Source organism: Amycolatopsis taiwanensis DSM 45107, assembly GCF_000519205.1.
Classification (GTDB): domain Bacteria; phylum Actinomycetota; class Actinomycetes; order Mycobacteriales; family Pseudonocardiaceae; genus Amycolatopsis_E; species Amycolatopsis_E taiwanensis.
In genome coordinates, this window is record NZ_JAFB01000049.1 from 33,269 (window position 1) to 52,939 (window position 19,671).

Sequence of the window (19,671 nt, forward strand, 5' to 3'; positions counted from 1 at the left end):
CCTCACAGTACGGCCGTGTCGGGGTTCGCGGCCAGGTCCTCGGCCGCGGCCACGACACCGCCCAGCAGGTCCGCCACAGTGGCGGCGTCGAGCAACCCGGCGGCGTAGGTGGCGGCGAGTTCGAGATCGTCGTCAAGATCGGTCACGGTCAGCTCCAGCTCGTACTTGACCGGGAACCGCGTTAGCGGCAGCAGCCGCGAGGTGATGCCCTCACCGAGATCCGGCGCCGTGGCGCGACCCGCGAAGTCCCCGAGGTACACCGGGGTCAGCGGCGGGCGGCTCAGGTCCCGGTCGGGGTGCAGTGCCTCGGCCAGCTTCTCGAACGGCACGTCGGCGTTGCGGTAGCAGGCTTTCGCCTCCTCACGCACCCGGACGAGGGCGTCCCGCCACGTCGGGTTGTCCCGCAGGTCGGTGCGCAGCACGAGCGTGTTGACGAACATGCCCACCGCGTGCGCGCTGCCCGCACGGTCCCGGCCGGACCACGGGAAGGCGAACAGGAAGTCGCGTTGGGTCACCCGGCGAGCCAGGGCCGCGGCGACCAGCGTCGCCGCCGTCACGAACGCCGAGCAGCCCAACTCGGCGGTCACCGCACGCAGGCGCGCGGTCAATCCGGCACCGAGTGTGATCACGTGTGCCGCGCCGGTGTAGGCCTGGACCGCGGGCCGGGCCCGGCGTCCTGGCAGCTCCACATCGGTCGGTGCGCCACGCAGCCGCTCGATCATCTCCCCGGCATCGGTTTCGTTCGTCCCGACCAGCTCCGCGGGGTGCACCGCGTCGGGCAGGTCGTCCACCGTCGACGAGTACGCGACGGTCAGCTCGCGGAACACCACGTCACGGGACCAGCCGTCGAACACCAGGTGGTGGGACACCAGGACGAGCAGGACACGGCCGGAGTCGGCGATGATCTCTGCCCGGGTGGGCAGTTCGGCGTCCAGGTCGAAGGGCGTCCAGCATCGTTCGTCCAGATAGGACGCCAGCTCGTCGGCGCTCAGCCCCTTCGCCGTGGCGTCCAACAGCCCTACCGGTGGCGGCGGGCCGTCAGTGCGGTAGAAGACCCGCCGCTGTTCATGGTCCAGCTCGAACCGGGAGCGCAACGCAGGGTGGCGAGCCAACACCTGTGCGGTGGCGAGCCGCAGCCGCTCGGCATCCACTCCTCCGGTGAACTCGATGACCGTGGGCACGAGGTAGGACGTGCGCAGGGCACGCGTTCGGTCCAGGAACCACAGCCGCTGCTGGACGGAGGTCGCGGGACAACGCCCGAGCTCCTCGACCCGTGTGTCCGGTATGGACGGTGCGCCCGCAAGCAGCCGGCCCAGCCCGGCGAGGGTCGGGTCCGCGAGGAACTCCCGCAGTCGCAGTGACACGCCCCACCGGCGTTCTGCTTCGGCGATCAACCGCACGGCGAGCAGGGAGTGCCCGCCGACGGCGAAGAAGTTCGAGTCAGCACGTAGGTCCTCGGGCGCGACACCGGAGAGCACACCGGCCACCAGGTCCGCCGCCCGGCGGGTGTCCTCGTCCAGACCTGGCGCGCCGGCGTCGTCGTCCGCGTGTGGCAACGGGATGGCCGGCAGCTCAAGGAGCGCGCGGATGTCGACCTTGTCATGTGCGTTACGTGGCACGGACTCCACCACGTACACCTCGGCCGGCAGCACCGGCGGCGGCAGCCAGCCGAGCAGCGGCTTCAGCAGTTCCTCCCTCGTCGGCATCCGGTCCACATCGGACAGGACGACGTGGGCGATCAGCCGGGTCGGGGTTCCCCGCGGGTGCACCACCGCGGCACGGACCGAGGGTTGTTCCTCCAGCAGGGTGCGGACGTCGTTGGGATCGATGCGGTTGCCCATGATCTTGACGTATCCGTCGAACCGGCCGAGGAAGTCCAGTTGCCCGTCCTCGCGGATCCGGACCCGGTCGCCGGTGCGGTACATCTTGTCGCCCGGCCGGTCCGGCAGGATGTCCGGTACGAACACGCGGTCGGTGTGTTCGGAGTCGGCGAGATAGCCGAGCCCGACGCCGTCGCCGGCCAGGTACAGCTCGCCCGGCGCACCGGAGGGCAGTTCCTCGCCGTGGCGGCCCAGCACGTACGCCCGCATGTTCGGGATGGGGGGACCGATCGGCGGGCGCTCCTCCTCGGGGTCGATCCACGCACCCGTGCTGAGGCAGGAGATCTCGGTGGGACCGTAGATGTTGTGCACCGGCGCGCCCCAGCGCCGCTTGCATTCCACGACGAGTCGTTGGGTCAGCGCCTCGCCGCCGACGGAGATGGCACGGACCCCGGTGGGGTCCTGCGACGGGTCCACATCGAGCATCGCCCGCAGCAGCGCGGGGGTCGTCGAGGTCACGTTCGGTGCGCCGGGACCGCGGAGCAGACGGAGCAGCGCGCGCGGGTCCCGCCGGGCCACGTCGTCGGCGAGGACCAGCTCGGCGCCGGCGGCGAGGGTGCGGAAGATGTCGAACGACGCGGCGTCGAACTGTGTCGTCCACGAGCACAGGACCCGGTCCGAAGGCGTGAGATCGACCTCGCCGGCCCACCACAGCACGGTGTTGAGCAGACCGCGGTGCTTGAGCACGGCGCCCTTCGGCCGGCCGGTGGTGCCGGAGGTGTACAGCACGGTGACGGGTGCGTCGGCGTCGACGGGCACGGGCTCGGCCGGCACCCGGACGTCCCGCAGCTCGTCGATCCGCAGCACCTCGTACCTGCCGCCGAAGCCGGCGAGTATCTCGGCGCCGACGCCGTCGGCGAGGACAGTGGTGGCGCCGACCTCGTCGAGGATGTACTCCATGCGGTGTGGCGGGGTGTCCAGGCTGAGCGGGACGTATGCGGCGCCGGCCCGCAGGACGCCGATCCACCCGGCGAGGAAGGCGCCGCCCCGGGCGGCGAGTACCGGGATGAAAGTGGCGTCGAGTTCCCGCGCCCTGGCGGCGATCGCCCATGACCAGCCGTCGAGCTCCGCCCAGGATGTCCGGTCGGCACCGCAGGACACCGCGCAGGCGCCCGGCTCGGCCTGCGCGATCCGTTCGGCCAGCACGTCGAGAATCGTGGTGGCGGCATGGGGTTTTCGAGGCCCGACGAGCACGTTGTTCGGTGGCGCACCGCCGGTCCGCCGGGTAAGTGGGAGCGCTGCCACCGGCAGGTCCGGCTCGGCGACCGCCGCGGCAAGCACGGTGGCGACGCCGTCCCCGATCTGGCGCGCGATCTCGGCCGAGTAGCGGTCCACGTCGTACTCGACGACGCCGCGCAGGCCGGCCGAGCCCTGCTCGAACAGCATCAGCAGGTCCGACTTGGCGGTCGCGGTCGGCAGGACCTCCGGCATCGTCCACCGAGGAGTGTCCGGGTAGTCAGGCTCCGGCATGTTCTGCAGTGCGAAGGTCACGTTCGCCAGCGCACCAGCGCCACGCTCGCGGGCGGCCGCGGTCAGCCGGTCGAACGGTATCCGCTGGTGGGTCAGGGCACTGAAGGCCTCGGCACGCACACCCGTGCACAGCTCACGGAAGCTGCCCAACGGGTTTACCGAGCAGCGCAACGGAACCGTGTTGACGAAGAAGCCGACCAGCTCGTCGACGGAGGACGCGGAGCGGTTGGCCATGATCGTGCCGAGCGAGAAGTCCTCGCGCTCGGACCAGCGCTGCATGACCACCTGGAACGCCGCCAGCAGGACCACGAACGGGGTGGCCCGAAGCGCTGTGGCGAGGGCGCCGATCCGTCGCAGGAGCTCGTCAGGGACTTCGAAGACGTAGCGGTCACCCCGCCGCTCCCCCTCGATACGAGTGGGGCCGCGCCGCCCGAAGAGCACGAGTTCCGGTGGTGTGACGAGCAGTTCCCCGACTCGGGTGGCCAGCCGGGTGGCCATCTCGGGGCTGTCGAAGGACTCCCGGTCCCGGACGGCGAAGTCCGAGTACTGGAGCGGAAGTTCGGCGAAGCCGGGTTCGCGGCCGGCCAGGGCCGCCCGGTAGGCACGGTCGAGGTCGGACAGCAGCGGCCCGGAGGACCAGCCGTCCATGGCGATGTGGTGGACGCACAACAGCATCGCGTCCCCACCCGGCACGCCCCGCCACACCACACACCGCAGAGCCGGTTCGGTGCTGAGGTCGAACGGCAGACGGCCGCGCCGCACCGCGTCCGCGCGCACCCGCTCCCCTGTGTCGCCGGCGTCGTCGAGCCACACTTCTGTCACGGGTACGAGGCCGGGTTCGTTGACGACCTGCACCGGTGCGCCGTCCTCGAGGCGGTAGGTGGTGCGCAGCACCTCGTGCCGTCGCACGACGGCGGTCAGCGCGGCGGCGAGTGCCTCGGTGTCCACCGGTTCGGTCCACCGCAGGAACAAGGGCACGTTGTAGGTCGCCGATCCAGGTGACGCCGCGTCGATGAACCACAGCCGTTCCTGCGCGAACGACAGTGGGGCGACACGGGCTTCCCGTGGGACCAGAGCAGGCTTGGTCACGACTTCCCCTCAGGAGCAGAGTTTGGTGAAGGAGGTTTCGATCGCGTCGAGCGCCGCTGCGATGTGTGGCAGGCGGAGCGGGTCGTCGGTTTCCTGAGCCGCGGCCTGCTGCTCCTCGGTGTCGCCGTAGAGCATGCTCGTCGCGGCACGGAACCGTGGTGCGTGGGGGTCGTCGCCGAAGTGGGCGCCGGCGAGCACGGCGACACCGAACTCGTCGAGCAACCGCGCCTGCAGAGTGATCGCGTCGGTGATCGATTTCCTCCGCAACGACTCACCCACCGGCGAGAGGTCCGGATATACGTAGAATCCCGCGTTCGGACGCCGGCACGCGGCACCCGCACCGCGCATGATCTCGTACACCGCACCAGCCACCGCGCCGTGCAGCCGTGCGTCGGTGGCCAGTCGTGCCCGGATCTCGGGAGGCTCGTCGAACGCGTAGGCGGCGACCTCCTGCATCGGGCCGGCCAGCGTGGACCAGACTTCGCTGGCGTAGGAGGCAACCCCTTCCCTGATCCGGGTTCCCCACGCCCCCATCGGGAACCGGGCCGTGCCGATGCGCCAGCCGCCAAGCGCGAGGCTCTTGCTCAGCCCGGTGACGACCACGGTGCGGTCGGGCACGACCTCGGCCGGGCTGAGGAACGGCGTGTCCGGGTCATGCACGAGGTCGCGGTAGATCTCGTCGGAGACGACGAGCAGGTCCTCTTCCTCCGCGACAGCACAGACCTCCCGGACCAGCGTGGGCGGCGCCACCGTACCGGTCGGGTTGTCCGGCGAGTTCAATATGACGATTTTCGGGTCGCGGCCGTGCTTTCGCGCCGCACGGACCGTCTCCCGCAGCGCGTCCGGCGCGGGCACGCCGCCGCAGTCGTCGGGAATCGGTACACCGAAGACGTGCTTGCCGGCCCATTCAGCCTGCGGCCCGTAGGTGACCCAGCAGGGCCGAGGCAACACCACGTCGCCCGGCACGACCATCTGCAGTGCCATCAGCAACGGTTTGCTGCCCGGGGCCATGATCACCTGCTCGGGGTGGGTCGGCATGCGGCGGCGGGTGAAGTAGCCGGACACCGCCTGCCGCACCGCGAGATCCCCGACCACCGGCCCGTAGGCGTTCCTCGACGCACCGAGCCGCAACCGTTGCGCCAGCGGCGCGAACACCGGCAACCGGGACTCACCGAATCCCAGGTGGACAATCGACTCACCGCGCACGCGGCGCAGTGCCACGAGCTGGTCGAGTGCGAGGTTCGGCGAGACCTGTTGACCGGGCACGCCAACTCCTTTCGTCATCCCTGGATGGCCGCCGCGATGTCCGCCGGGGTCGACGGGTCGAGAGCGAGTTCGTCGAGCCATGCGGCACCGGCCGGGTACCGGGCCAGAAAGGGCCGGCCGACCAGCGCCGGGTCTCGTGCCTGGAGAAAGCGCAGTTGGAGAAACTCGCCCGCCGCACCGTCCACGACGACCTTGCCCGGCTTCGCCGACATGACCGGACCACGCACGGTGCGTGCCAGCCCGGGCAGGTCCCGGTACGCGGCCTGGAAGATCTCGACAGCTCTGGCCAGCGGCACCTTGAAGTAGTCGTGCGGTCCGGTGTCCCGCTCGACGAACAGGTAGTAAGGCACCGCGCCGAGGCCGAGTTCCGCGCGCCACAACCGGGTCCAGATTTCCGCCTGATCGTTGACCCGCGCGATCAGCGGCGCCTGGCAGTACACCACGGCGCCGGTCGCACGGATGCGTGCCACCGCGTGCTGCGCCACCTCCGGGTCCAGCTCGCGCGGATGGCTGAAGTGCGCCATCACGGCAACGGTCCGGCCGGTGGTGACGATCTGCTCGAAGAGCCGCAGCAGGTCGTCGGCGTCCCGGTCGGCGGTGAACCGGTACGGCCAGTAGGCGACGGACTTGGTGCCGAGCCTGATCGTCCGCACCGACTCGACGGCCAGGATCGGCTCGAGGTGGGCACGCAACCGGTCGGTGGACATCACCAGCGGATCGCCTCCGGTCACCAGCACGTCGCTGACCTCGGGATGCCGGCCGAGATAGCCGACCAGCCGGCACGGGTCCGGTGCGGCGAACTGGAGATCAGGGTCACCGACGAACTGCGCCCAACGGAAGCAGTAGGTGCAGTAGGCGTGGCAGGTTTGGCCGTGCCCGGGGAAGTACAGCACCGTCTCCCGGTACTTGTGTTGCATGCCGGGAAGTTCGGCGCCGTCCAACGTCGGCACGTTCAGCTCTCGCTGCCCGGACGGGTGCGGGTTGAGCCGGGCACGGATGTCCCGCACTGCCGAAGACAGCTCCGCACCCGTCAACCCGGCCAACCGCTTTGTGTCCTTTATGGACAGCATGGTGGGTTGCGGGAACACCATCTGGTAGATGGGGTCGTCCGGCACCTGCCGCCAGTCGATGAGGTTTGTCAGCACGTACTCGTTGACCCGGAACGGAAACACCTGGGACAGCAGCCGCGCCGTCTCCCGTACCGGCGCGGGTATCCCGAACCGGGCCGAGATCTCGTTGAGCTGACGTGGCCCGTAGGCGCGATACCGCGCCGCCGTGGCCACCGCGAGTGGTTGGGTCATGTGCTCGGCTCCGTGGCCACCCGACGGGACGCCCACCTAGCCACGGTCGGGGCGGTGAGGCCGGCACCCAGCATCACGACCGCGAGGACCACCCACCCCGGCCAGCCGGTGCCCATGACGACCGCGGTGCCCAGCACCGGGCCGATCACACCGCCGAGTTGGATGGACATGTTGAGCACACCCTGGTACTGCCCGTGTGCATGCTCCGGCGCCAGGTCGAACGCGAGCGCCCACGAGCCCGCGCCGTGCAGCAGTTCCCCGAAGACATGCATCGCGGCGCCGACAAGCAGGATCACGGCGGCCAGCCACGACGGCTGACCGGCGGCCAGCGCGTACACGGCACAACCGACCGCGAGCAGCACTCCGCTGGTGCGCAACGCCCGCACGCCACCGGCCACGTTGTCGGTGCCGCGGCTCGCCCGTACCTGGAACAGCACCACGAGCGCGGTGTTGAGCAGCAGGATGCCCGCGTACACCGACACCGGGGCGTTCGTTCGCTCGGCGATCCACAGTGGCAGCACCACGGTCAGGACGCTGTCGTGCATGACCAGCAACACGTTCAGCGCGATGAACAGCGTGAAAGGCCGGTCCCGCAACACCTCCCACCGCGACCCGTCCGCCGGGCGCGGTACCGGCTCCGGCCGGGGCAGGCGCAGGTAGACGAGGCCGGAGCCGGCGAACAACACACCGCAGCCGATGAGCATGCCGACGTACACCGACCGGGTGTCGACCTGCAGTGCCACCCCGCCGGCAAGCGCGCCGAGGGACAGGCCCACGTTGGTGACCGAGTGCAGCAGCGCGCGTGTCTTCACCCGCCTGTCCGGCTCGACGATGCCGGCGACGAGCGCACCACGAGCCGACTCCGCCGAGGAGTGGCAGCTGATCACGATGCTGACCGCGATCATGAACGGCACGAACCCGCCGACGAACCCGTAACAGGCCACCGCGAGGCCCTGGATGGTTACGAGCACGATCGCCGAGTCCCGCGCGCCGAACCGGTCCGCGAGGTTCCCGGCGAACGGGCTCGCCACCGCACCGCACAGGGCCGCGATGGTCATGCCGAGCCCGACCCGCTCCGGCGGAATGTCCGCGACCCGGGTGAAGTAGAGGACGGCGACGGCCACCATCGTGCCGAACCCGGTCGTTCTGGCCAGTCCACTCACCGCCAGGATCCGCACCGGCCCCGGCGGGGGAACGAGGTCACGCAACATCGACGTGCTCCTTCGCTTGCCGCAACTGGTCGACCAAGCCCACGAACGTGTCCGCGAGCAGTACGTCGGCCGGCTCCACCTCGACGGCCAGCCGCTCGGAGAGCCGCACCGCCACCTGCACGGCGAGCAGCGAGTTCCCACCCAGGTCAAGGAAGTTGTCGCCGGCCCCCACCGAAGGGACAGCCAGCACCTCCCGCCACACCGCACCCACCTCCCCGGCGAGCCCCTCCGCCGGATCGTCACCGGTGGCGACGTCCTCGGCGAGGCGCACCAGCCGCGTCCGGTCGACCTTTCCGGTGGGCTGCAACGGCAGCTCCGCCAGCGGAACCCAGCGCGCCGGCACCATGTACGCCGGCAGCCGCTCCGCCAGCCGGGCCGCGAGCACGCCGGTGTCGGCACTCGCCGGAACCACGAACCCGGCCAGGACCGCGGCCGGCCCGTCCCCGACCTTCTCCACCACCGCGGTGTCCACCAGGCCGGTCGCCCTGATTGCCAGCTCCACCTCGTCCAGCTCGACCCGGAACCCGCGCACCTTCACCTGCCGGTCCCGCCGCCCGATCACCTCGAGCGCACCGCCGGCACCCGCCCGGACGAGATCGCCGGTCCGGTACACCACACCCCGGCCACCGGCCGGGTCCGGCACGAACCGCTCCGCGGTCAGCTCCGGCATGCCGAGATAGCCGAGTGCGACCCCGGGGCCGCCGATGAGCAGCTCGCCCACCTCGCCCGGCGGCACCGCACGTAACGTCTCGTCCACAATGGACAACGTGGTGTCCTGGATCGGGAAGCCGATCGGCACCCGTGCGCCCTCCGGCACGCGGCCGGGGGTGCATTCGAACCAGCTCGCGAGCATGGTCGTCTCGGTCGGGCCGTAGAGGTTCACCATCCGGCCGGGCGGCGCCTGCGCAAGCACCCGCCGCACCATCGCCGGGTCGGCCTGCTCGCCACCGAACAGCAATGTCCTCAGTGGACCGAACACGGCCGGCCGTTCCTTGGCCACCAGGTTGAACACCGACGTCGTCAGGTGCAGCGCGTGCAGCCGTTGTGCTGAGACCAGCGCCACCCAGGCGTCGAGCCCCAGGTCGGCGACGTCTGGAAACATGACGACCGTCGCACCCCGCGCGAGGCCGCCCCACACCTCGAACGTGATCGCGTCGAACGCCGGGTTCGCCGTGCACGCCAGCCGGTCTCCGGGGTTGAGTGTGCAGAACACCGGCTCCCGCACGAGCCGGACGACCCCGCGGTGCGGGATCAGCACGCCCTTCGGCCGCCCGGTCGACCCGGACGTGTAGACCACGTAACACGGATCGTCCATGCTGACCGCGACATCGGCCGACGCGTCACCGGTCGTGGGCACCCGCATCCCGCGCACCGATTCGGGCACCGCGCGCCGCGGACCGGTGAGTACACAGTGGACGTCCGTGAGCAGCTCCGCGACGCGGCTTTCCGGTGCCTCCGCGTCGAGCGACAGGTAGACCGCGCCGGCGCGGACCACGCCGAGCATGGCAACCACCAGCTCCACCGACCGGTCCAGCGCGATCCCGACGACCTCGCCCGGCCGCACTCCGGCGGCCATCAGCTCCGCCGCCAGCCGGCCGGAGCGCGCCCACAGCTCCCGGTAGGTCACCGATTCCCCGGTAGCGGCAACGGAAACCGCTTGGGCGTCCGGTGTCTTCGCACACCACTGGGACACCAGCGCGGCAACCCCGTAGGTCATGGCGTGTCCTCCGCGAGTCTGCGCGCGACCGCGATCGTGTCGACAGGGCGCTCCTGACAAACCTGGGTCACGTCGTCTTCACTGGCGCCCTGCCGCCCCGATAGCGGGACCTGGCGGAGGCGCGCTCTGTGGTCGGCCTGCGAGCCGCGGGTTGACACAGAGGGTGTCATGAGATCTCCTCGAAGAACTTGGCAAGCCGGTCGAGTCCCACCTCGATCGCCTCGTGCGTCAGCACACTGCAGGACAACCGCAGTTCGTGGAATCCACCCGTGCCGCCGTAGAAGTGGTGCATCGGCGTCCACAGCACGCCGTGCACGCGTGCTGAGTGGGCGAGCATCCCGTCGTCGGCACGGAACGGGACCGTCAGCGTGACGAAGAAGCCACCGGTCGGTGTGTTCCAGCTGACGTCGCCGCTGAACCGACGCGCCAGTCCGTCGAGAACCTGACGCAGGTTCGCCCGGTACACCGCGATCTCTCGTTCGTTCGCGGCCACCAGGCTGCCGCCGCCCGCGAGCAGCCGGCCACCGATGACCGCCTGCGCCACCGGTGGCGTGTTCACCGTCAGCATGCTCTTGATCTTCGACAGCTCGTCGGCGAAGATGCCGCCGCCAGTCACCTTCTGGTCGGCGATCGCGAAGCCGACACGCGCGCCGGGCAGGCCGGTCTTGGCGAACGAGCCGAGGTAGACCACCCGGGCATGCCGGTCGAGTGACTTCAGCGTCGGCAGCCGATCGTCGGCGAGCAGGCCGTACGCGTTGTCCTCCAGCAGCAACACGTCTTCGCGGTCGGCGATGTCGAGCAGCCGGTGACGGTCAGCGACCGTCATGCTCACGCCGGTGGGGTTGGCGAAGTCGGGCGTGACGTAGATCGCGCGCGGTCGTCGCCCGGCCGCACGCAACGCGTACAGTCCGGCGACGAGATCATCGAGGTCGAGGCCGGCACCCGTGGTACGCACCGGGTGCACGGGCAGGTCCGCCAGCCGAGCCGCGCCGGTCAGGCCGACGTAGGTCGGGACCGGCGCGAGCACGACGTCGTCCGCCGTGGCCCGCAACGCTCGCAGCACCAGGAACAGCGCCTCCTGGCACCCCACCGTCACCACTATCGACTCGGGGTCGGCGATGATTTGCTCGTCGGTGGCCAGCTGCCGCGCGACAAGATCGTTGATGATCCCCTTGGTGCGGCCGTACTGGAACAGGGTGCGGGTCACCTCGCGCTCGTCGTAGCCGAGGTCGTGTTCGAGGTGTGCGCGAAACAGCCGCAGATAGTGGTGCAGGTGCTCGGGATCGTAGAAACCCTCGTACGGGCGGCCCGCGGCGAAGGAGATCGCGTCCGGGTACTCGCTCGCGATCTGGTTCAGGAAGTTCATCGAGGACAGCGCCCGGTCGCCGAGCGAACCGTGCAGCGTCGCGATGTCCAAGTCGACGTCAGTCATCCGTGCTCCCCGTTGCCGGCGACCGTGCTGATGACGAACGGACCCGCCGCCCGCCGTGCGGTCTCTGCCGCCGCGAGCTCGCCGTCCGGGTGGTGAGACGTCACCCCGCTACTCCGCCACCTTGGCGTCCTGCAACTCCACGGCTTCGTAGAGCGCTCTGATGTTCCCGCTGCCGAACGTGGTGGCCCCGCAGCGCTCGATGATCTCGAAGAAGAACGTGCGGCGCGGATGGGTCGACCGCGCGAAGATCTGGAACAACTGACCGTCGTGATCCTCGTCCACCAGAATACTCAGCCGCCGTAGTTCGGCGACCGAATGTTTGGACAACTCAATTCTTCTGGCGACCAGGTCGTAATAGGAATCCGGAGTGGCCAGCAGCTCGATGCCGCGGTCACGCAGCGCGTCGACCGAGGCGACAATGTTTTCCGAGGTGAAGGCGATATGTTGTACCCCGGGACCGCCGTGGCTTTTCAGGAAATCGTCGATCTGACCGGGGCTTGCACTCGGGTCCGGCTCCAGGATAGTGAGTGTGACCGTGCCGCCGGCACTCTGCACCACCTTGGAGTCCATGGCCTGCGCGCCGACCGTGATGCGCTCGGTGAAGATCATCTCGAAGCCGAGCGCCCGCTCGTAGTAGGCCACCGTGTCGTCGAGCCGACCTGCCTCGACACACACCGCGAAGTGGTCCATCTCGTGCAGCCCGACCCCGGGCGGACCGGGGCGGTCGAGCATCGCGAACCCCGGCAGCACGCGCGGGTCCACTTCGGCCGGTCGCTGGACCAGCGTGTGCACCACGTCTCCGAAACCGCCGATCGTCGCGGTCACCATGCCGTCCACGGCCACCGGTTCGGCCACCGGGCGCGCCCCGCGCCGCACGGCCTCCGCGAACGTGGCCGCCACGTCGTCGACCCGCATCGCGATGTCACAGACACCGTCGCCATGCGCCCGCACATAGGCACGGCCCGGGTGGTCGTCGGTCTGCGCCGCGCGGAGCACCAGCCGGATCCGGTCCGTACCGAGTGCGACGGAGTAGGAGTCGGACACCCGCCCGTCCGGGAATCCGGAGGCGGCGTAGGTGCCGAACCCGTAGGCGTCCGACAGTGCGGCCGCCGTACCGGTCACGTCGTCCACATAGAGTCCAACGTGGTCCAATGTGAGATCCCGGAAATCATAGCCCGGCATTAATCTCCTCCTTGCCATGGCCAAAAACCGGCACCGATACACCTTTGGAAATCACCGGGTGTGACCTGGTTAAACTTCCGCCGGCTCACGTCACTGGCAACCATAGAGAAAGATCGACACGTTTCACAGCTCCATTTGGCGTATATCAATGCTGACGCGGATGGTCGAACGGACTCGCGCGAGCCGCCCAACCCTCCCTCTGCGTCAAGATCAATTGAGGCGAAGATGGATCTTGAAATTTACGACGCCATCACCGAGTTGGCCCCGCTGGCCGGGGTCCGCAAGACTTGCGCGGCGACCGGGCGGCCGCAGGCCTCCTACTACCGCCGTCACCGCCAGCCCCCGGCCCCGCCGCGGCCGGCGGCTTCATCCGCTACGTGGTCGGCTGGCACCATCCCATCCATGTCCACTATGGACGATCCCAGAACGTCCGCGCGGCCCGAGCCGAGGTGCTCACCGAGGGCTACACCCGCAACCCGGAGCGGTTCGTGCGCAAACACCCCGAACCACCGGCGCCACCAACCGTCGCCTGAATCAACAAGCCCGACGAACCGAAACCGCCGGCCAACAACGAATCCCTGACCAACCTGCCTCAAAATCCTGACACGCACCGCAATTCCACCTCAACGGCTGAGGTACTGGCCGGCCACCACGCGCACCGCCGCAGTTCGCGCGCCGCGGGCCTGGCCGAAGAAGACCGCCGGCACCAGCATGTCGTCGATGTTGGTCACCGCGAACATGCCTGGTCAATGACCGGCGCGGCCCAGGATTGGCGTGGCGTGCGGCGAAAGCCGTACCCGATCATCGCACCGGCAATGCCGCCCGGCTCCTTCCCAGCGCCGCCGGATCCAACCTCGCTCTGGTCCCCGCCCGGTGGCCGTCCTGGTACCCCGACCCCGAAAGCCGCCGTGGCCCCGCAATCCGCGCGTCCCCGTACTCGCGGTCGAACGCCTGCTGCACCAACGCCGTCCGGTCGCGGATCACCAGTTCCGCGGACGGCGTGGCGGCGGAAGTCGGGCGGTAGTCGTGGACGGCGTTGGCCTCGGCTCGAACCAGCCGTTCGTGCACCGCACGTGCGAAACCGTGCAGCCACGTGCGGCGGTAGGCGGCCAGCGATTCCCGGAACATTCGCTCCTCCGGGCGGACTCGCACCAGTTGCGTGTTCGCCTGCAGCAGCAGGCTGGTGAACAGCAACTCCACGCGCGTCAGGTCAGACCGGAAGCCGAGTACGGTCACCGCCTCGACGCTTTGCCCGACGCAGTGCAGCAGGGTGCGGCAGCGCAGCGGGTACGCGATGTTCGCGAGCAGGCTCGCCTTGTCGCGGCTGTACGGGTTGTCGATCGGCAGCTTGAGCACGGTCAGCTCGTCGGCGGCCTGGCCGGACGCGGCCAGCATCGCGTTGTCGATCCCGTACCGGGCGATCAGCTCCGCGGCCTTCGTGTTGTACAGCTCGGCTTCTTCCGGCGTGACCGCGGAGTCCTCGGCCTTGGCCAGCAGCTTGCGCACGCGCTCGAGCAGCATGTCGTGATTGGGCATGATCCCCTCTCCTGTCGGTGCGGCCCGGGCCGGGCCGCGTGGGGTTCACGGTAGGCGCAGGGTACGACCATATTCGATCAGACGTGCGAATCCAGGTGGACGCCAGGCGGCTCGCCGACGAGCGGAATCAGGTGGTCGGCGGCGAAACCCACGACGTCCTCCCGGCACGGGACCCGGGTTTCGGAGGGCCGGCGACCTGCCGGACGGCCTCGAACTCTGATATACCCTATTCCATGGATTTTTGGAGGAGCTGATGGCGAAGCGGGACACGATCGACTCGCCGAGCCAGGCCAGGGCGCAGGCGAAGGCCCGGCTGTACGAGGCGTTCGCGGCCAGCGGGAAGGCACTGGCCAACGGCAAACGGCTGGAGCTGCTGGATCTGCTCACGCAGGGCGAGCGGACGGTCGAGGCACTCGCCGTGGCGGCCGGGCTGAACCTGACAACCGCATCGGCACACCTGCAGACGCTCAAGCACGCCGGGTTCGTCGAGACGCGCCGGGACGGGGTGCGGGTGCACTACCGGCTGGCCGGCGAGGACATCGCGCAACTGTTCGCGTTGCTGTGCAAGGTTGCCGGCGCCCACCAGGCCGCGGTCCCCGCCGCCCGCGATGCCTATCTCGGCGCCGGTGGTGATTCCGGCATCACGCGCGAGCAGTTGCGGAAGCAGGCCGCGGCCGGGCACGTGGTGGTGCTGGACGTGCGGCCGGTGCACGAGTACGAGGCAGGGCACATCCCCGGCGCGGTGAGCATCCCGGTGGAGGAACTGGCCGAGCGGATCAACGAACTGCCCGACGGCGCGGAGATCGTGGTGTACTGCCGCGGCGAACACTGCGCGCTGGCTTATGACGCGGTGCGGCTGTTGACCGACCGCGGGCGCCGCGCGGTCCGCCTCAACGACGGCATGCTCGAGTGGCGGCTGGCCGAGATGCCGGTCGACACCGGCGACCTGGCATGAGACACCTTGGCCCGCATGCGGCGGATTCTTTGACGCACCAACACGTTTCAGCTGCCGAACAGAACCTCTCCCCGGCGCTCGACGCCACCTGATCCTGCCCCGGAACCCACCCGGGCGGTGGGTCCTGACCGCGCCCTGATCCCCCGCGGGGCGCGGCCAGGCTGGGGGTGTCCACCTCTCATCGATGGGAAAACTCGTGAACAGCACTACACCACCCTCCACAGGGGACTCTCCGGCGGCCGACATCGCCGTGGTTCAGCGACGCATCCTGACCGTGCTGGTGATCTCCCAGATCTTCAGCGGCGCCGGACTGGCCGCGGGGATCACCGTGGGTGCGCTCCTGGCCCAGGACATGCTCGGCTCGACCGGACTGTCCGGGCTCCCGAGCGGCCTGTTCACCGCCGGGTCCGCACTCGCCGCGATCGCCGTCGGCCGACTGTCCGGGGCCCGCGGCCGGCGCGTCGGGCTCGCCGCCGGCTACCTCACCGGCGCCCTCGGCAGTGCAGGAGTCGTCCTCGCCGCCGTCACCACGCAACCGGTGTTGCTGTTCGTCTCGCTCGTTATCTACGGGGCAGGTACCGCCACCAACCTGCAAGCCCGCTATGCGGGGGCCGACCTCGCCAAACCGGCCCGCCGTGCCCGTGCGGTGTCCACCGTGCTGGTGGCCACCACCCTCGGCGGTGTCCTCGGCCCCAACCTCGCCGCCCCCACCGGCGCCGTTGCCGAACACCTGGGTATCCCCCACCTGGCCGGCCCGTTCCTGCTTTCCGGCACCGCATACGCACTCGCCGCGCTCGTGCTTTCCGTTTGGCTGCGCCCCGATCCACTGCTGGTCGCCACCCGCCGGCACGCCACCGACACCGCCACACCCGACACGGCGGTGCGCCCCCGCGACTACCGCGGTGGGGTACTGGCGGGCAGCCTCGTGATGGTCCTCACCCAGCTCGTCATGGTCGCGATCATGACCATGACCCCCGTCCACATGCACGACCACGGCCACAGCACCGCCGCGGCCGGGATGGTGATCGCCATCCACGTCGCCGCGATGTACCTGCCCTCCCCCATCACCGGGCTACTCACCGACCGCTACGGCCCCAGCCGGATCTCCGCCGCATCCGGCATCACCCTGCTTGCCGCTGGCGTTCTCGCCGCCCTCGCGCCCGCCGACTCCGTGGCCCCGCTCGCGGTTGCCCTCGCGCTGCTCGGGCTGGGGTGGAACCTCGGGCTCGTCGCCGGTACCGCGATCATCACCAACACCGTTCCGCTGACGGTCCGCGCGAAAACCCAAGGCGCCGTCGACGTTTCCGTCGCCATCTCCGGAGCCACCGGTGGCATGACCTCCGGCCTCATCGTCGCCGAAGCGGGCTACTCGGCGCTTGCGATCATCGGCGCCCTGCTCGCCCTGAGCATCCTGCCCGTCATGACCGTCCTCCGGCGACGCCACGCCGCCGCCGGACAAGCGTGATGTAGTGCGTCAGGACGCTGTGGACTGTGCTGGGTCGGCCGAGCGAACCGGAGCCGAGTCACTGTCCGGCTTGGACTTGCCGGGTAGCCGCTTGCTGATGTTGGTGAACAGGAGGATCAGCCCCGCGGTCAGCAGGATGTGACCCAGGCCGGCGATTCCCGCGATGGCCTCGCTGCTCTCGCGCCCCAGCACCGTCAGGGTGCCGTGGAGGATCAGCATGCCGACGGTGATCGCCAGACCGACGTTGTAGACCCAGAAGAACCAGCCGAAGAGCCGGTGGGAGGTCAGGTCGAACAGTTTTTCCAGGGCCAGCACGACGAGGAAGAACAGCATCCCGAGCGTGAGCAGGTGCGTGTGGACGACGCTGAGCTGCGTGTCGCCGGTGAAGTCGTTCATCTTGGTGATTTCGCGGTAGTACAAGCCACCGGCCACGCCAAGGATCATGTAGATGTGCCCGGTGATCAGGATCTTCCTCATGGTGCCGACCTTAGCTGTACTTGCCTGAGAGATTGCGGACACTATGGACGGCGGTGCGAGCCCGTTGCCCTCATCGGGTGAAGTGCGCGAGGAGCAACTCGAGCCGGTGCTGGCGGTGTGAGCTGGGTATGCGGCCGCCGCGGGCGAGCATGGTCAGGCCGTGTAGCGCGGCCCAGAACGTCTCCGTCAGCAGGCCCACGTCGTCGTTACCGGCGTGCGGCCGGATCGCCTCGGCCAACTCGTCGAACGCCGCGTGCAGCGGGGCCGGGGTCTCGGGGCTGCGCACTCACCAGGGCGCTGTCCTGCCCGATGCCCCGGGTGAGTACTCGACGGGTGGCCTCGGCGACGTCCGCGCAGTCCAGATCCCGGCCAATCGCCGGCCCGCAAAGAAACTTGGCTCTGGAGAGCGCATCAGTGAGCCGCGTCGGTGATGACCGGTCGCATGTTGACGGTCGCCGTCAGGGCGTGATAGATCATGGAAAGTGTCGCGTGTCGCCGCCTGGTGGACGGCGGTCGGCATGGAGACACCGTGACGAGGAGGCCGCCATGTGTCCACGCCGTAGGTCTCGCTAACTGCGTTGGGTGCCGCGCACCCGGCCAGCAGTATTTCCCCGAGCTGCCAAGCAGTTTATACGGCTGGTTGTCCGCCGCCTCCTCTTCGAAAGTCGATTCATGTCCAACACGCCTGAACCCTATGGTCGCTCGTTCGATCAACCGCTGGCCGACCGGGCGCGGGCCCTCGGTCGCGAACTGGTGCGAGTGCACCAGTGGCTGCGCAGCGAACTGGCCCGCATCCGCGACGAGATCGCCACCGACAACCACGTCGACGCCGACCAGCTCATGCCGCTGCAAGCCCACTGCGTGGCCTTCTGCGAGGCCCTGACTCGTCACCACACCAGTGAAGACACGGTTACTTTCCCGGCACTGGCCGCGCAACTTCCCGAACTGACTCCCGTTTTGGAGCAACTGAGCCACGATCATCAGCTGGTTGAGGGCATCCTCCGCCGGTTGCGCGAGCTCCTGACCACCGTGACCGCGAGCACGATCGAAGCAGTACGAGGAGAAATCGATGGACTGAGCGCGATCATGGAATCTCATTTTCGGTGGGAGGAAAGAAAACTAACGGACGTCCTGGACGCGCTCGTCACCGAGCAAGCGGTCGACGACCTGTTCGGTCTGACACCGCCGACCGACGGCTGACACGTCTCGCCGAGTAACGCCGCGACATGACCGCGATTCGAGTCGGCGCCCTGACCCAAACGTATAGACATTGTCTATGCCCTTCTGACAGATCCGCCCCTGCCCACCCTGGTGCGCCGTCAAACACACCGACACCGACTTCGCCGAAGACCGGATACACCGGCCAGACCAGGAGTTCGCGGCCGTCCCGCTGACGACCAACGACCCGATCCACTGCCAACGCCCGGATGGCTCGTGGTGCTTCGAACCTCCCCTGCTCCGCGTCGACCTCGTACAACACACCAGAGAAACCACGCCACGCATCCTGCTCAGCGAAACCAACTCGGCCGGATACACCATTACCGCCACCGAAGCCCTCACGATCGGCCAAGCCCTGGTCAAAGCCGGACAGCTCGCCAACAAAACAACCTGACCGAACCCAGGAATCACATGTAGAAGCGCCCCGGCTCACGGGGCAGCGCTTCTGGCCTTACTTGTGGTCGCCTGTGCTGACGCTACCTAATTGCGCTCACTCGAACGAGTGTCGAACCTACGTCTGAAACGAGATATCATGGTTGCATGTCCGAGCAGACTCCCGCTTCCCAACTGTGGCAGGTTCCCGATGGGGACCTGGCCGCGATTATGGTTGCGTGGGAGGAAAAGCTTCGGATGGACTACGCGCAGATGCTGGCGATCGTCGGCGAGGCCGAGCAACGCGGACTGGGGAAGTCGCTGGGGTTCAAGGACACCTCCGCGTTCCTGACCGACGCGTTGCGGATTTCCGCACGAGAAGCCAAACAACGCATCGAACACGCTGCGGCCACCATGCCCTCCTCGTCGCTGACCGGGGTGCCACAACCGCCGCCCCTGTCGGCTACCGGTGAAGCGCTGGCTGCCGGGGCCATCAACGCCGAGCACGTCCAGGCGATTACCGCGATCTTTCAAGCCTGCCCCGCGGAAATTCCCGTCGAGCAGCGCGAGGCGGATGAACAGATCCTGGTGAACCTCGCTCGGCAGGCCGGGCCGGAGGCGGTGCGCAAAGCCGGCCGTCGACTGCGCGCGATCTGGGAGCAGGACACCGCACCACCCGAGGACAAGGACCGCGAACAAGCCCATCCGCTTCGTCGGTTGGACATCACGCGCCGCAAGGACGGCAGCATCCGCTTCACCGGTGAACTCGACCCCGAAACCGCCGAAGAACTCGACGGGCTGCTCGGGCCACTGGCGAAACCCCACAAGAACCCCGAGACCGGCGAACACGATACCCGCACCCCCACCGAACCCGCCGGAGACGCCCTCGCCGAAATCATCACCCTGGCCGCCCGCTGCGACGAACTGGCCACCCAGGGCGGTGAGCGCGCGGTGATGATCGTGTCCGTCACCCTGGCCGAGTTGGAGAACCGTGCCCGGCACGCCTTCCTCGACATCCCCGGGATATCGAGTGTGGACGGGCTCCGGCGGCTGGCGTGTGAGTCGAAGGTGGTGCCCGCGATCTTCGGCAACAACGCCGC

General features: G+C 69.0%; 16 protein-coding genes. 6 read left to right on the top strand and 10 right to left on the bottom strand.

All coding sequences use genetic code 11. The features are described 5' to 3' along the window. Positions 1 to 2: 2 nt before the first annotated feature. From A3CU_RS0131605 to hppD, 7 genes are all read right to left on the bottom strand, one after another. On the bottom strand, positions 3 to 4,439 hold the full coding sequence (locus A3CU_RS0131605) for a non-ribosomal peptide synthetase (RefSeq protein ID WP_027945624.1): 4,437 nt from the start codon (positions 4,437 to 4,439) through the stop codon (positions 3 to 5). Between the two features lie 9 nt (positions 4,440 to 4,448). Then, positions 4,449 to 5,705, bottom strand: coding sequence for a pyridoxal phosphate-dependent aminotransferase (locus A3CU_RS0131610; protein WP_027945625.1), 1,257 nt, complete (start codon positions 5,703 to 5,705; stop codon positions 4,449 to 4,451). 14 nt (positions 5,706 to 5,719) lie between these two features. Next, positions 5,720 to 7,006, bottom strand: a complete 1,287-nt coding sequence (locus A3CU_RS0131615; protein ID WP_027945626.1) for a KamA family radical SAM protein — start codon at positions 7,004 to 7,006, stop codon at positions 5,720 to 5,722. Beyond that, positions 7,003 to 8,217: an MFS transporter gene (locus A3CU_RS0131620; protein WP_043843226.1), complete on the bottom strand. Its 1,215-nt coding sequence runs from the start codon at positions 8,215 to 8,217 to the stop codon at positions 7,003 to 7,005. Before A3CU_RS0131620 ends, A3CU_RS0131615 begins: the two co-directional genes overlap by 4 nt. After that, the gene (locus A3CU_RS47710; RefSeq protein WP_084144033.1) at positions 8,207 to 9,934 is read right to left on the bottom strand and encodes a non-ribosomal peptide synthetase; all 1,728 of its coding nucleotides are present in this window, start codon (positions 9,932 to 9,934) and stop codon (positions 8,207 to 8,209) included. The genes A3CU_RS0131620 and A3CU_RS47710 overlap by 11 nt, the downstream gene beginning before the upstream one ends. 166 nt (positions 9,935 to 10,100) lie before the next feature. Continuing rightward, the gene (locus A3CU_RS0131635; protein ID WP_043843229.1) at positions 10,101 to 11,366 is read right to left on the bottom strand and encodes an aminotransferase-like domain-containing protein; all 1,266 of its coding nucleotides are present in this window, start codon (positions 11,364 to 11,366) and stop codon (positions 10,101 to 10,103) included. Positions 11,367 to 11,474: 108 nt separating this feature from the next. Next, the gene (gene hppD / locus A3CU_RS0131645; RefSeq protein WP_027945629.1) at positions 11,475 to 12,548 is read right to left on the bottom strand and encodes a 4-hydroxyphenylpyruvate dioxygenase; all 1,074 of its coding nucleotides are present in this window, start codon (positions 12,546 to 12,548) and stop codon (positions 11,475 to 11,477) included. Positions 12,549 to 12,835: 287 nt separating this feature from the next. Here hppD and A3CU_RS50210 point away from each other — a divergent pair, with 287 nt between their 5' ends. Further along, on the top strand, positions 12,836 to 13,081 hold the full coding sequence (locus A3CU_RS50210; protein ID WP_027945630.1) for a hypothetical protein: 246 nt from the start codon (positions 12,836 to 12,838) through the stop codon (positions 13,079 to 13,081). A 268-nt stretch (positions 13,082 to 13,349) separates the two neighbouring features. Here the strand turns inward: A3CU_RS50210 and A3CU_RS0131660 are convergent, their stop codons facing one another. Next, positions 13,350 to 14,084, bottom strand: coding sequence for a DUF2786 domain-containing protein (locus A3CU_RS0131660; RefSeq protein WP_027945631.1), 735 nt, complete (start codon positions 14,082 to 14,084; stop codon positions 13,350 to 13,352). A 253-nt stretch (positions 14,085 to 14,337) separates the two neighbouring features. On the opposite strand from A3CU_RS0131660, the gene A3CU_RS0131665 reads away from it, so the two are divergent. Both A3CU_RS0131665 and A3CU_RS0131670 read left to right on the top strand, forming a co-directional pair. Continuing rightward, positions 14,338 to 15,039: an ArsR/SmtB family transcription factor gene (locus tag A3CU_RS0131665; protein WP_052372505.1), complete on the top strand. Its 702-nt coding sequence runs from the start codon at positions 14,338 to 14,340 to the stop codon at positions 15,037 to 15,039. A 196-nt stretch (positions 15,040 to 15,235) separates the two neighbouring features. Further along, positions 15,236 to 16,504 (top strand): MFS transporter, encoded by a 1,269-nt coding sequence (locus A3CU_RS0131670; RefSeq protein WP_027945633.1) that lies wholly within the window; start codon positions 15,236 to 15,238, stop codon positions 16,502 to 16,504. Between the two features lie 9 nt (positions 16,505 to 16,513). On the opposite strand, the gene A3CU_RS0131675 is transcribed toward A3CU_RS0131670, so the two are convergent. Next, positions 16,514 to 16,981, bottom strand: a complete 468-nt coding sequence (locus A3CU_RS0131675) for a DUF2871 domain-containing protein (protein WP_027945634.1) — start codon at positions 16,979 to 16,981, stop codon at positions 16,514 to 16,516. Between the two features lie 70 nt (positions 16,982 to 17,051). Continuing rightward, positions 17,052 to 17,267: a WHG domain-containing protein gene (locus A3CU_RS0131680; RefSeq protein WP_027945635.1), complete on the bottom strand. Its 216-nt coding sequence runs from the start codon at positions 17,265 to 17,267 to the stop codon at positions 17,052 to 17,054. A gap of 296 nt (positions 17,268 to 17,563) precedes the next feature. Between A3CU_RS0131680 and A3CU_RS0131685 the strand changes: the two genes are divergently transcribed. From A3CU_RS0131685 to A3CU_RS0131690, 3 genes are all read left to right on the top strand, one after another. Further along, the gene (locus A3CU_RS0131685) at positions 17,564 to 18,181 is read left to right on the top strand and encodes a hemerythrin domain-containing protein (RefSeq protein WP_245617443.1); all 618 of its coding nucleotides are present in this window, start codon (positions 17,564 to 17,566) and stop codon (positions 18,179 to 18,181) included. 91 nt (positions 18,182 to 18,272) lie between these two features. Beyond that, entirely contained in the window at positions 18,273 to 18,593 is a 321-nt protein-coding gene (locus A3CU_RS55855) for a DUF6907 domain-containing protein (RefSeq protein ID WP_425388293.1), read from the top strand. 146 nt (positions 18,594 to 18,739) lie between these two features. Continuing rightward, positions 18,740 to 19,671 (top strand): DUF222 domain-containing protein (locus tag A3CU_RS0131690; protein ID WP_027945637.1); only part of this gene is annotated, 932 nt, incomplete at its 3' end.